Source organism: Pseudomonas sp. KH_040, assembly GCF_057839305.1.
Genome location: NZ_CM174487.1, coordinates 5,929,317 through 5,942,362, shown reverse-complemented (window position 1 = coordinate 5,942,362; position 13,046 = coordinate 5,929,317). Strand labels below are relative to the sequence as shown.

At 61.1% G+C, this 13,046-nt stretch carries 14 protein-coding genes; 12 read left to right on the top strand and 2 right to left on the bottom strand.

Features of this window, described 5'->3' with window-relative positions; translation table 11 throughout:
- Positions 1-126: 126 nt before the first annotated feature.
- The 12 genes from nrdR to AC3IUF_RS26405 all read left to right on the top strand — a co-directional run bounded on the left by nrdR (position 127) and on the right by AC3IUF_RS26405 (position 8,957).
- Positions 127-591: a transcriptional regulator NrdR gene (gene nrdR, locus AC3IUF_RS26460; RefSeq protein ID WP_007910946.1), complete on the top strand. Its 465-nt coding sequence runs from the start codon at positions 127-129 to the stop codon at positions 589-591.
- A complete protein-coding gene (gene ribD, locus AC3IUF_RS26455; protein WP_489279726.1) occupies positions 588-1,721 on the top strand; it encodes a bifunctional diaminohydroxyphosphoribosylaminopyrimidine deaminase/5-amino-6-(5-phosphoribosylamino)uracil reductase RibD in 1,134 nt (377 codons plus the stop codon). Before nrdR ends, ribD begins: the two co-directional genes overlap by 4 nt.
- Positions 1,722-1,768: 47 nt before the next feature.
- Positions 1,769-2,446, top strand: coding sequence for a riboflavin synthase (locus tag AC3IUF_RS26450; RefSeq protein ID WP_007910941.1), 678 nt, complete (start codon positions 1,769-1,771; stop codon positions 2,444-2,446).
- Positions 2,447-2,462: 16 nt separating this feature from the next.
- Entirely contained in the window at positions 2,463-3,554 is a 1,092-nt protein-coding gene (gene ribBA / locus AC3IUF_RS26445; RefSeq protein WP_007910939.1) for a bifunctional 3,4-dihydroxy-2-butanone-4-phosphate synthase/GTP cyclohydrolase II, read from the top strand.
- A gap of 91 nt (positions 3,555-3,645) precedes the next feature.
- On the top strand, positions 3,646-4,122 hold the full coding sequence (gene ribH, locus AC3IUF_RS26440; RefSeq protein WP_003228649.1) for a 6,7-dimethyl-8-ribityllumazine synthase: 477 nt from the start codon (positions 3,646-3,648) through the stop codon (positions 4,120-4,122).
- Positions 4,119-4,619 carry a transcription antitermination factor NusB gene (gene nusB, locus AC3IUF_RS26435; RefSeq protein WP_007910937.1) on the top strand — a complete coding sequence of 167 codons (501 nt, stop codon included), beginning with the start codon at positions 4,119-4,121 and terminating at the stop codon, positions 4,617-4,619. The genes ribH and nusB overlap by 4 nt, the downstream gene beginning before the upstream one ends.
- A 27-nt stretch (positions 4,620-4,646) precedes the next feature.
- Positions 4,647-5,612, top strand: coding sequence for a thiamine-phosphate kinase (thiL, locus tag AC3IUF_RS26430; RefSeq protein WP_489279724.1), 966 nt, complete (start codon positions 4,647-4,649; stop codon positions 5,610-5,612).
- A complete protein-coding gene (locus tag AC3IUF_RS26425) occupies positions 5,609-6,112 on the top strand; it encodes a phosphatidylglycerophosphatase A family protein (protein ID WP_007910933.1) in 504 nt (167 codons plus the stop codon). Before thiL ends, AC3IUF_RS26425 begins: the two co-directional genes overlap by 4 nt.
- 37 nt (positions 6,113-6,149) lie before the next feature.
- Entirely contained in the window at positions 6,150-6,902 is a 753-nt protein-coding gene (locus AC3IUF_RS26420; RefSeq protein WP_489279723.1) for a substrate-binding periplasmic protein, read from the top strand.
- 221 nt (positions 6,903-7,123) lie between these two features.
- Positions 7,124-7,741 (top strand): GTP cyclohydrolase II, encoded by a 618-nt coding sequence (gene ribA, locus AC3IUF_RS26415; protein ID WP_016984117.1) that lies wholly within the window; start codon positions 7,124-7,126, stop codon positions 7,739-7,741.
- Positions 7,738-8,157, top strand: a complete 420-nt coding sequence (locus AC3IUF_RS26410) for an MFS transporter (RefSeq protein ID WP_122661425.1) — start codon at positions 7,738-7,740, stop codon at positions 8,155-8,157. The genes ribA and AC3IUF_RS26410 overlap by 4 nt, the downstream gene beginning before the upstream one ends.
- On the top strand, positions 8,157-8,957 hold the full coding sequence (locus AC3IUF_RS26405) for a cobalamin-binding protein (RefSeq protein ID WP_489279722.1): 801 nt from the start codon (positions 8,157-8,159) through the stop codon (positions 8,955-8,957). The genes AC3IUF_RS26410 and AC3IUF_RS26405 overlap by 1 nt, the downstream gene beginning before the upstream one ends.
- Before the next feature lie 114 nt (positions 8,958-9,071).
- Here the strand turns inward: AC3IUF_RS26405 and AC3IUF_RS26400 are convergent, their stop codons facing one another.
- Together AC3IUF_RS26400 and dxs are read right to left on the bottom strand one after the other, a co-directional pair.
- Positions 9,072-10,958, bottom strand: a complete 1,887-nt coding sequence (locus AC3IUF_RS26400) for a TonB-dependent receptor domain-containing protein (protein ID WP_489279720.1) — start codon at positions 10,956-10,958, stop codon at positions 9,072-9,074.
- 139 nt (positions 10,959-11,097) lie between these two features.
- On the bottom strand, positions 11,098-12,996 hold the full coding sequence (gene dxs, locus AC3IUF_RS26395) for a 1-deoxy-D-xylulose-5-phosphate synthase (RefSeq protein WP_447787281.1): 1,899 nt from the start codon (positions 12,994-12,996) through the stop codon (positions 11,098-11,100).
- Positions 12,997-13,046: the final 50 nt, after the last annotated feature.

Sequence of the window (13,046 nt, the reverse complement as noted above, 5' to 3'; positions counted from 1 at the left end):
GATGCTCCGGCAAAATGAAATCCATGGATCAAACGATCATGCCGTTCTGTATACCGCAAAGCCTATGGCTTGTCTTGCCACCGGGATGCGCTACCATGGCCCTCCCTTTTTTTGTTGCCAGCCACCATGCACTGTCCCTTCTGCGGTGCCAACGACACCAAGGTCATCGACTCGCGTCTGGTCGCCGAGGGCGAACAGGTGCGCCGCCGGCGTGAATGCCTGGCCTGCGGCGAACGTTTCACGACGTTCGAGACGGCCGAACTGGTGTTGCCGCGCCTGATCAAAACCGATGGCAGCCGCCAACCGTTCGACGAAGAAAAACTCCGCGCCGGCATGCAACGCGCGCTGGAGAAACGTCCGGTGAGCGTCGAGCGCCTCGAATCCTCTCTGGTTCACATCAAGCACAAGCTGCGCGCCACCGGCGAGCGCGAGGTCAAATCCCTCGTGGTCGGCGAACTGGTCATGGCCGAGTTGCAAAAGCTTGATGAAGTTGCCTACATCCGTTTCGCTTCGGTGTACAAGCGCTTTCAGGACCTCAACGAGTTCCGCGAAGAAATCGACCGCCTCGCCCGCGAACCGGTGAAAGAATGACCGCCGCCGCCGAGCAGGCCATCCTCGACGCCCACTTCATGGCGCGCGCGCTGGAACTGGCGCGCAAAGGTCACTACACCACCCATCCCAATCCTCGGGTTGGCTGCGTGGTGGTGCGTGACGGGCAGATTGTCGGCGAAGGCTGGCATGAACGCGCCGGCGAACCGCACGCCGAAGTCCATGCCCTGCGCGCCGCCGGTGAGCTTGCCCGGGGCGCGACCGCTTATGTAACTCTCGAACCGTGCAGCCACCATGGCCGCACACCGCCGTGTGCCGATGCGCTGGTGAATGCCGGTGTTGCTCGTGTGGTGGCAGCGATGCGAGATCCCAATCCGCAAGTCGCCGGACGTGGTTTGCAGCGCTTGACCGATGCCGGCATCGCCACTGAAAGCGGTGTGCTCGAAGCCGAAGCGCGCAAGCTCAATCAAGGTTTTCTGAAACGCATGGAACACGGCTTGCCGTTCGTGCGGGTCAAGTTGGCCATGAGCCTCGATGGTCGCACGGCAATGGAGAGCGGCGAGAGTCAATGGATCACCGGTCCCGCTGCTCGTTCGGCAGTCCAGCGTTTGCGCGCTCAGGCCGCCGTGGTGCTGACCGGCGCCGACACAGTGCTGGCCGATGGCGCGCGGTTGACTGTGCGGGCCGACGAGTTGGGTCTGGATGCCGAACAAACCGCATTGGCCATGAGCCGTCCACCACTGCGCGTGCTGATCGATGGCCGCCTGCGGGTGCCGCTGGATGCGCCGTTCTTCAAGGCCGGCCCGGCGTTGGTCGCCACCTGTGTCGCGATCGAAGAGCAATACGCTCACGGCCCCGAGTGCCTGATCGTGCCGGGTGATGACGGTCAGGTCGATCTGCATCAGTTGCTGATTGAACTGGCCAACCGTGGCGTCAATGAGGTGCTGGTTGAAGCCGGCCCGCGTCTGGCCGGCGCTTTTGCTCAGCTTGGTCTGGTCGACGAATTCGTGATCTTCATCGCCGGCAAGTTCCTCGGTTCTTCGGCGCGTCCGCTGCTCGACTGGCCGTTGGCCTATATGAAGGACGCTCCGGAGCTGAAAATCACTGAAATTCGCGCGGTGGGCGATGACTGGCGAGTCACTGCCATCCCTGTCCTTTCGCCGAGCGTATAATTCCCGGCCATCGTTATTACGCTGGCTTAGTTCTCAAGGAGAACCCCATGTTTACCGGCATCATCGAATCCATCGGCAGTATCCGCGCACTGACCCCAAAGGGCGGTGATGTGCGGGTCCACGTCGCCACCGGCAAGCTCGACCTGAGCGACGTCAAACTCGGCGACAGCATCGCGGTCAACGGCGTCTGCCTGACTGCGGTTGAGCTGCCGGGCGACGGCTTTGCTGCCGACGTCAGCCGTGAAACCCTCGACTGCACCGCCATGAATGACCTGAAAAGCGGCAGCCCGGTCAATCTGGAAAAAGCCCTGACCCCGACCACCCGTCTCGGCGGGCATCTGGTCAGCGGTCACGTCGACGGCGTCGGCGAAATCGTCTCGCGCAGCGACAACGCCCGCGCCGTGGAATTTCGCATCCGCGCGCCGAAAGAATTAGCCAAGTACATCGCCCATAAAGGCTCGATCACCGTCGACGGCACCAGCCTGACCGTGAACGCCGTCGATGGCGCCGAGTTCATGCTGACGATCATTCCGCACACCCTGAGCGAAACCATTATGGCGTCGTACACGCCGGGTCGCCGGGTGAATCTGGAGGTCGATTTGCTGGCACGCTATCTGGAGCGCCTTCTGCTTGGCGACAAGGCTGCAGAATCGGGCTCGTCACAAAAGCCTGGCGGCACCATCACCGAAAGCTTTCTGGCCGCCAACGGCTACCTCAAATCCTGACTGAAGGGGGTGCCTTGTGGCGCTCAATAGCATCGAAGAACTGGTTGAAGACATCCGCCAAGGCAAGATGGTCATCCTCATGGATGACGAAGACCGCGAGAACGAAGGCGACCTGATCATGGCCGCCGAATGCTGCCAGGCCGAGCACATCAATTTCATGGCCAAGCACGCCCGTGGCCTGATCTGCATGCCGATGAGCCGCGAGCGCTGCGAACTGTTGAAGCTGCCACTGATGGCGCCACGCAACGGTTCCGGTTTCGGTACCAAGTTCACCGTTTCGATCGAAGCCGCCGAGGGCGTGACCACCGGCATCTCCGCCGCTGATCGTGCGCGCACCGTGCAAGCGGCTGCCGCCAAGGATGCCAAGGCTGAAGACATCGTCAGCCCGGGCCATATCTTCCCGCTGATGGCGCAGGCCGGCGGCACCCTCGCTCGCGCCGGCCATACCGAAGCCGCTTGCGACCTGGCGCGCATGGCCGGTTTCGAGCCAAGTGGCGTGATCTGCGAAGTGATGAACGACGACGGCACCATGTCTCGACGTGCCGAACTCGAAGAGTTTGCCGCTGAACACAACATCAAGATCGGCACCATCGCCGACCTGATTCACTACCGGATGATCCACGAACGTACCGTTCAGCGGATTGCCGAGCAGCCACTGGACAGCGAACTGGGCCAATTCAACCTGGTGACCTATCGTGATTCCGTGGAGGGCGACGTGCACATGGCCCTGACCCTGGGCACTGTTTGCGCCGAAGAACCAACGCTGGTTCGCGTGCACAACATGGATCCGCTGCGCGACCTGTTGATGGTCAAGCAACCGGGCCGCTGGAGCCTGCGCGCCGCCATGGCTGCGGTTGCCGAGGCGGGCAGCGGTGTGGTGCTGTTGCTCGGTCACCCGCTCGACGGCGACGTGCTGCTGGCACATATCCGTGAAACCGGCGATCAGGCCGCGCCGAAAAAACCGACGACTTACAGCATCGTCGGTGCCGGTTCGCAGATCCTGCGCGACCTCGGTGTGCGCAAAATGCGTTTGATGTCTGCACCAATGAAATTTAATGCGATATCCGGTTTCGATCTGGAAGTTGTAGAATACGTGCCCTCCGAATAATGACCGGTTGTTTCCGGACCCGAATTCGCGGCAAATAAATCACTGAGGGACGCGTAGCAGACGCGTCCCGGCTCTTTAAGAGAACTGACGAATGACCCTGAAGACCATCGAAGGTACCTTCATCGCCCCTAAAGGCCGCTACGCTTTGGTAGTGGGCCGCTTCAACAGCTTCGTCGTTGAAAGCCTGGTCAGCGGTGCAGTTGATGCCCTGGTTCGCCACGGCGTGAGCGAAAGCGACATCACCATCATCCGCGCACCTGGCGCCTTCGAAATCCCGCTGGTTGCGCAGAAAGTCGCCCAGAAAGGCGAGTTCGCTGCAATCATTGCGCTGGGCGCGGTCATTCGTGGCGGCACCCCGCACTTCGAATACGTGGCAGGCGAGTGCACCAAGGGTCTGGCCCAGGTCTCCATGGAGTTCGGCGTTCCGGTTGCTTTCGGCGTCCTGACCGTTGATTCCATCGAGCAAGCCATCGAACGTTCCGGCACCAAGGCCGGTAACAAAGGTGCCGAAGCTGCCCTGTCCGCTCTGGAAATGGTCAGCCTGCTGGCGCAGTTGGAGGCCAAGTGATTAGCGACGAAAGCGATCGTTTCAACCCGCGCGATCCGAAACCTGCGGATGCCGGCAAGCCCTCGAAAAGCGTCAAGCGTCGCGAAGCCCGTCAGCTCGCGACTCAAGCGCTGTACCAGTGGCACATGGCCCGGCAATCGCTGAACGAGATCGAAGCGCAGTTTCGCGTTGATAACGATTTCACCGATGTCGATGGTGCTTACTTCCGTGAAATCCTCCACGGGGTTCCGCAGTTCAAGACTGAAATCGACACCGCTCTGACGCCTTGCCTGGATCTGGCGATCGAAGAGCTCGACCCGGTTGAACTGGCCGTTCTGCGCCTGTCGACCTGGGAGCTGCTCAAGCGCGTTGATGTGCCGTACCGCGTGGTGATCAACGAAGGTATCGAGCTGGCGAAAGTCTTCGGTTCGACCGACGGCCACAAGTTCGTCAACGGCGTACTCGACAAGCTGGCCCCGCGCCTGCGTGAAGCTGAAGTGAAGGCGTTCAAGCGCTGATCGGCGCTTGAATCCTTTGTCTCAGCCATGGGCGAGTTTGAGCTGATCCGCAATTTCTTCGCCGCCGCGCCTTGTGCGCAGGGCGGCGAAGGCGTTGCTCTGGGAATCGGCGATGACTGCGCCTTGCTCGCTGTTCCCCCTGGGGAACAGCTGGCGATCTCCACCGATACGCTGGTGGCCGGCGTGCATTTTGCCGACCCCTGCGATCCGTTTCTGCTCGGTCAGCGCTCGCTGGCCGTTGCGGTCAGCGATCTGGCCGCCATGGGCGCCGCGCCCGTTGCCTTTACCCTTGCCCTGACTGTACCGACGGTGACCGCCGATTGGCTGCAAACCTATGCCCACGGTTTGAACCGCATGGCGCAGAGCTGCGGCGTTGCGCTGGTGGGCGGCGATACCACGCGTGGACCGTTGAGCCTGACGGTAACCGTGTTTGGTCGTGTGCCTGCGGGTCAGGCGCTGACTCGCAGCGGCGCGCAACCGGGCGACTTGTTATGTGTCGGTGGTGAGCTGGGCAATGCGGCCGGCGCCTTGCCACTGGTGCTCGGTCAGCGTGAGGCCGAAGCACACATCGCCCAACCGCTGCTCGATCATTACTGGTCGCCACAACCGCAACTGGCCCTCGGCCAGGCCCTGCGTGGCAAAGCCACCTCGGCACTGGACATCTCCGACGGCTTGCTCGCCGACTGTGGCCACATTGCGCTGGCGTCGCAGGTGCGACTTGAGATTGAACGCGAGCGCGTACCGCTGTCGGATGCATTAGTAGCGTTTCTCGGTCAGCGCGGCGCCGAGCGTGCCGCGCTGAGCGGTGGCGATGATTACGTGCTGGCGTTTACGCTACCGTCCGTCGAGTTGCCGGCGCTGCTGGCCAATGGCTGGCCGATCCATGTGATCGGTCGCGTATCAGAAGGTCAGGGCGTGGTTCTGCTGGATCGCGAAGGGCACGACATCACCCCGCAAATTCGGGGTTATCAACATTTTCAGGAGACACCGTGACAGATCACCCGAAACAGGTTCCGGCCGAATTCGTTCCGCCGTCGGTCTGGCGCAATCCCTGGCATTTTCTTGCGTTCGGCTTCGGTTCCGGCACCTTGCCCAAGGCGCCGGGCACGTGGGGCTCGCTGGTTGCGCTACCCTTTATCCCGTTGTGGCAGATGCTGCCCGACTGGGGTTACTGGCTGATGCTCGGGATCACCATGCTGTTCGGCTTCTGGCTGTGCGGCAAAGTGGCTGACGATCTGCGGGTCCACGACCACGAAGGCATCGTCTGGGACGAAATGGTCGGCATGTGGATCACCCTGTGGCTGGTGCCGGAAGGCTGGTACTGGTTGCTCGCGGGTTTTCTGGTGTTCCGTTTCTTCGACATTCTCAAGCCATGGCCGATTCGCTGGATCGACCGGCATGTCCACGGTGGTGTAGGGATCATGCTCGACGACGTACTGGCCGGTGTGTTCGCCTGGCTGGCGATGCAGGGTCTGGTGTGGATTTTCGCCTGATTCCAAGGGATATCAGGGGCAAGTGAGGGGACTAGGGATGGCTCGACGCTGGTTGGCGCTAGTGGTTTTGGCTTTGCTGAGCACCGTGGCCGGTGCGCAGGACGCCGCGCTGACGCCGACGGTCATCCATCTGGCCAGCGAAGACTGGGAAGACTACACCGCCGCCGACGGCCATGGCCTAGGCTGGGACGTGCTACGCAAGGTGTTCGAGCCGGCTGGGGTCAAGCTCGATATCCGCAGCGTGCCTTATACCCGTTCGGTCGGGCTGGTGCAGTTGAAGGAAGTCGACGCGCTGGTCGGTTCCTATCGCGACGAAGCCGAGCAGGTGTTGTATCCGCGCTGGAATTTCGATTCCGACCACATCTACGCGTTGGGCCTGGCGAGCAATCCGGTGCCGACCCAGGCGACGCTGGGCAAGTATCGACTGGCCTGGGTGCGCGGTTATCGCTACGAAAACTACTTGCCCAACATCAAGCGCTACAACCAGATCGAGCGTCGCACCGGGATTCTGTCGATGCTCAAGCAGGGGCGGGCGGATTACTACATCGATGCGCTGACCGAGATTGAAGCGGTGGTGAAAACCGCAGCCGATCCGGCACAGTATCGCTATTCGCACCTGGCCGAGCTGCCGCTGTTCCTCGGCTTTGCCGACACGCCACAGGCACGGGCGCTGATGGCGCTGTTTGACCAGCGTATGGAGCAGTTGGTGAAGAGCGGCGAGTTGAAGCCGATCTTTGAGAAGTGGCAGCAGCCGTATCCCTTCACTAGGGGCGCGACGAATCCCCTGTAGGAGCTGCGGCACGCTGCGATCTTTTGATCTTGATTCTAAAACCAGATCAAAAGATCGCAGCCTCGTTTCACTCGACAGCTCCTACAGGGATCCATGTCGACCGGGTAGTTATCAAACTTTTTGATCGTTATGCCCGATAATTCAGCCTAAGCGCCGGTAGGAACCTGCTGTTACAATGCCGGCCTGCGAATTTTCAGACTCTTTAGATCAGGAGCACACCGGTGCCTGTCGTCTTTGTCGCCGCTTCCAAGCTGCCAACGCCTTTTGCGCAATTCACCATGCACGGTTTTCTCGATGAAGCCACCGGCCGTGAGCACGTCGTGCTGAGCCTGGGTGAAATTGCCGACGGTGCCCCGGTACTCGGCCGTTTGCACTCCGAATGCCTGACCGGCGACGCCTTGTTCAGCCAGCGCTGCGACTGCGGCTCGCAACTCGAAGGCGCCCTCAAAGCCATCGCCCGTGAAGGCCGTGGCGTGTTGCTCTACCTGCGTCAGGAAGGTCGCGGCATTGGTCTGCTGAACAAGATCCGTGCTTACGAGTTGCAGGACGGCGGCGCCGACACCGTTGAAGCCAACGAACGTCTGGGCTTTGCCGCCGACCAGCGCGACTACGCCATGTGCCTGCCGATGCTCGAGCATCTGGGCGTGAAATCCCTGCGCCTGATGACCAACAACCCGCGCAAGGTCAAAGCCTTGACCGACATGGGCATCACCGTCGCCGAGCGCGTGCCGCTGCACACCGGCCACAACCCGCACAACAAGCTCTACTTGGCGACCAAGGCCAGCAAGCTCGACCACATGATGGGCAATGAGCATCAGGGTGAGGTTGATCGCGCGTGACTCGCGGTCAGGTGCGGCGCCGATTGTCGGTCGATTGGTGGAAATACCTCGCGCTGGCGCTGGTGCCGTTGTTCGTGCTCAACGCGCTGTTTGGTCAGGGCGAAGGGATTCTGCCAGTACTGGCGATGCCGTTTTTCATTGCCGGCGTCGCGTCGATGTTTGTCAGCCTGAAGTTTTTCGGCCGCTACAAACATGCGCTGATCGCCACGCAAAAAGCCCTCGATACCCCGGATGAACCGGCCGCGTGGATTGCCCTCGCAGCCCGTCGTCGTGCGGCTTTTCTCGCGGCAGCTTTGCCAGCGTGGATCGGCGCACTGGCGGTGTTTGTTGGTCTTGAAGCCGTACCGTTGATGTTGCTGGCGTTGTCCACGGCGGTACTGTTTTATCTCTACCGTATCCCGCGTCAACTCGGCTGATGCGTCGTCTGTGGCTGGCGCTTCTGCTGCTGGCCGTCAGTGGCCCTGCGCTGGCGCAACTGCGGGTGGTCAGCCTCGCACCGTCGCTTTCTGAAATTGTCGTTGAGCTGGATTCGGCTGACCTGCTGGTCGGCGTGCTCGATGCCGGGGAGCGTCCTGCTGAAATTGCCAACGTCCCCTCTGTCGGCCGCTATGGCCAACTCGATATGGAACAGCTGCTGAGCCTCCAGCCTGATTTGTTGTTGCTGTGGCCCGGGAGTGTCGGCCCGGCGCAGCGCGATCAATTGAACCGTCTGGGTATCCCGACCTTCGTCGCCGAGCCGCATTCCTTCGAGCAACTCACTACCCAGATAGAAGCCATAGCCACGCAATTGGGGCGACCTGAACGTGGGGTGATACGGGCGGCGGCGTTGCGCCAACAACTCGCGGAGTTGCGCCAGCGCTATCGCCGGGACGTGCCGTTGCGGGTCTTCTATCAGGTCTGGGACAAACCGCTGTACACCGTCGGTGGCGGGCAAATCATCAGTGATGCGCTGGAAGTGTGCGGGGCGCGCAATGTGTTCGCTGATTTGAGTCTGCCGGCGCCGCAGGTGAGTATTGAGGCGGTGTTGCAGCGCGATCCAGAGGTGATTCTGGCGGGGGATCAGGCGCAGTTGAATGCCTGGAAGTCGTGGTCGCAAGTAGTAGCGGTCAAACAGGGGAAATTGCTGTTGGTCACCGACAAAGGCCTTGAGCGCCCAAGTGGCCAAATGATCAGCGCTACCGCCAAACTCTGCCAATTGATCGCGCCGGACACGTAACCCTGTAGGAGCTGCCGAAGGCTGCGATCTTTTGATTTTGCTGTTTGACTGAGTCGGAATCGCCGAAGATCAAGATCAAAAGATCGCAGCCTTCGGCAGCTCCTACAGGGGGTTTCAGTGGATTTCGGGAGTCCAGGTGACACCAAACATCCACACCCGACCTTCCTCGCGATAACCATACTGGCTGCCGTCGTAGCTGTAATTCGCGCGGCTGTAGCCCTTGTCGAAAAGGTTATCGACCTTCAGATCCAGCTTGATCTCGCGGTTCAGCGCCCAACTGCTGCGCAAGCCGAACAGCGCATAGCCACCCAGCGCCTGCTCATTTTTCAGGTCGTCATAACTGCTGCTGACCGCCTGCCAACTGGCGCCGAGGCTGACCTGATCAAACTGTCGATCCAGATCCCAACTCAACGTCCGCCGCGCACGCCGTGCCAAGGTGTGCCCGGTATCGCGATCGCGCGGATCGATGATCGCCACGCCGAGGTTACTCTGCCAGCCGAACAGTTCCTGTTTCAGCGCTGCTTCAAAGCCGTTGATTCGCGCCGAAGCGACGTTCTCCGGACGTGAGTTGCTGCCGAAGATGATCGCGTCTTCCAGGTCGGTACGGTAAATCGACGCTTCCAGGCGGCTGCTGTCGCTTAACTGACTGCGCCATTGCAGCTCGTAGCTTTTCGAGGTTTCCGGTTTCAGATCCGGATTGCTGAAGTCCGGGTAGTACAAGTCGTTGAAGGTCGGCGCGCGGAAGCCTTCGCTGTAGCTCAGCAACAGATCGTTGTCCGGGTTCAGCGGCAATGTGAAGGTGCCGCTCCAGGTGTTCTGGCTGCCGAATTGCTGGTTATCGTCGTGACGCAGACCCAGTTCGGTGGAGAAGCTGTCGGCCTGATAACGATGCTGGATGAATGCGGCGCGGTTCCAGCGGCTATCTTCGTCGAACGCGGTGCTGCTGTTGACGCGGTCTTCGTACCAGTCGCCGCCGAGGATCAGGCTGTTGCGTGCGTCCAGTGTCAGGTCGTTCTGCCAGTTCACCGAGTCGCGGTAGGTGTTGAACACCGTGCGTTCGTCGCTGAGCTTGTCGAGGGTCTTCTCGCGGTTCTCGGTATGGCCGAACTCGACGCGGGTTTTCCAGATTTCGTTGACCCGGGCATCGACGTAATTGCTGACACTGCTAACGTTGAAATCGCTGTAGGGCTGCTGTTGGACCGATTCGAAAGTGTTCATGTCGAAGCGGCCGAACGGGTTGTCGAACTCGCCCTTGCCCCGGTTATCCAGCAGATTGGCGCCGACTTCGATGTCATCGGTCAGCGCATGGCTGAGGCTCAGGCTTACGGATTTATTGCGGTAGGCGTCATGATCGCCATCACTTGGATACGACTCGTGAGTGCGGTCAATTCCGGCGGTTTCATCCAGGCTGGCGCCGAGGTTGAAGCGGGTTTTGTCATCGCCCCCGGACAAGCCGAGACTGCGCTGCCACGTCTGATTACTACCGAAACCAACGTGCAGGCGTGGCTGCAGACCTTGCTCAGCGCCGCGTCGGGTGAAAATCTGAATCACCCCGCCAATCGCGTCGCTGCCGTAAATCACCGAACGCGAACCGCGCAGCACTTCCACCCGCTCGATCTGCTCGATGTTCAGATGCTGCAGGTTGCTGTCGCCGGACGTCGAACTGCCAATGCGCTGGCCGTCGACCAGCACCAGACTCTGCGCCGACTGCGTGCCGCGAATGTAGATCCCCGGCAGACTGCCGCGCCCGCCGGCCTGCGCCACTTGCACACCGGGAACGCGCCGCAGCAGGTCCGGCACATCGCTCGGTTGCAGGCGGTCGATGTCTTCACGGGTGAATACCGTGTTGGCGGCGCTGCTGTCGTTGCGGGCTTCGACCTGGCGGTTGGCGGAGATCAGCATGTCCGGCAGCTTCAATGCTTGATCCCGTTCGAAGGTGTCGGCGAGGGTGTTGGCGGTTGGCAGCAGGAGGAAGGGCAGGGCGAGGCGCGAGAGTTTCATGGACAGTCCACTGGTGTTTCAGGTGTACACAAATCAAATGTGGGAGCGAGCCTGCTCGCGAATGCGGTGTATCAGTCAGCAGTGTATTGACTGACAGTCCGCTTTCGCGAGCAGGCTCGCTCCCACAAGGGTAATGCGTTTATTTGTTGAGTAAGGCCAGACGCTCACGAATCGACGCTTCGATCCCGGCCTCATCCAGCCCGCACTCGGCCAGCATCTGCGCTGGCTTGGCGTGCTCGACGTAGATATCCGGCAAGCCCAGATGCAGCATCGACTTGAGAATGTTCTCGCGCGCGAGGAACTCGCTGACCGCGCCACCGGCGCCGCCCATGATCGCGTTCTCCTCGATGGTCACCAGCAATTCGTGGCTGTCGGCAATCTCGCGCACCAGCGCTTCATCCAGCGGTTTGACGAAACGCATGTCGACCACTGTCGCATCAAGCTTCTCAGCAACTTTCAGCGCCTCGGCCAGTTGTACACCGAACACCAGCAAGGCGACTTTGCTGCCCTGACGACGGAGGATGCCCTTGCCGATTTCGATCGGATCGAGGTCTTTCTCGATGGTTGCGTTCGGGCCATTGCCGCGCGGGTAACGCACAGCCGCCGGGCCGTTGTACAGGTGGCCGGTGGTGAGCATTTTACGCAGTTCGTTTTCATCGCTCGGGGTCATGATGACCATGCCCGGGATGCAGCGCAGGTACGACAGATCGAAGCTGCCGGCGTGTGTCGGGCCGTCTTCGCCGACCAGACCGGCGCGGTCGATGGCGAACAGCACGTCGAGGTTCTGCACCGCGACGTCATGTACCAACTGGTCGTAACCACGTTGCAGGAATGTCGAGTAGATCGCCACCACCGGTTTTGCGCCTTCGCAGGCCATACCGGCAGCGAACGTCACGGCGTGTTGTTCGGCAATCGCCACGTCGAAATAGCGCAGCGGGAAGCGTTCGCTGAACGCCACCAGATCCGAGCCTTCCTTCATCGCCGGGGTAATCCCGACCAGGCGTGGATCGACGGCAGCCATGTCGCACAGCCACTCGCCAAACACCGCTGAGTATTTCGGCCCGCTGGCCTTCTTCGGCGCGGCGGCCGGAGCGTCCAGTGGTTCGAGTTTGGTGATGGCGTGGTAACCGATCGGGTCGACTTCCGCCGGGGCGAAGCCTTTGCCTTTCTTGGTGACGATGTGCAGGAACTGCGGGCCTTTGAGGTCACGCATGTTACGCAGCGTGGCGATCAGGGTCGGCAGGTCGTGGCCATCGATCGGGCCGATGTAGTTCCAGCCCAGCTCTTCGAACAGCGTTCCGGGGACCAGCATGCCCTTGGCGTATTCTTCGGTGCGACGAGCGATTTCCCAAGCGCCGGGCAGGCGCGACAGGACTTTCTTGCTGCCCTCACGCATGCTCGCGTAAGTGCGGCTGGAAAGGATCTTCGCCAGATAATTCGACAGACCGCCGACATTGCGCGAGATCGACATATCGTTGTCGTTGAGGATCACCAGCATGTTGGCGTTGACTTCCGGCGCGTGGTTGAGCGCTTCGAAAGCCATACCGGCGGTCAACGCACCGTCGCCGATCACTGCGATTGCCTTGCGATCACTGTTCTGCAGGCGGGCGGCGATGGCCATGCCCAGTGCAGCGCTGATCGAAGTGCTGGAGTGGCCGACGCCGAAGGTGTCGTACTCGCTCTCGGCGCGACGCGGGAAGGCTGCAATGCCGTCCTTCTGGCGCAGCGATTCCATGCGCTCACGGCGACCGGTAAGGATCTTGTGCGGATACGCCTGATGACCCACGTCCCACACCAACCGGTCGTCCGGCGTGTCGAAGACGTAATGCAACGCGATGGTCAGCTCGATCACGCCCAGGCCTGCACCGAAATGCCCACCGGTCTGGCCGACCGTGTAAAGCAATTCCAGGCGCAACTCATCGGCCAGGGTTTCCAGCTCGGCTTCGCCTAACCGGCGCAGGCCGTCCGGCGTGTTAGCGCGGTCGAGCAGGGGCGTGGTCGGGCGCTTGCGGGGAATCTCATGAAACGTCGTGGGCATCAGGCGAATCGTTATAGGTATAGAAGATGCGGCAGTTTACCTGATGCATC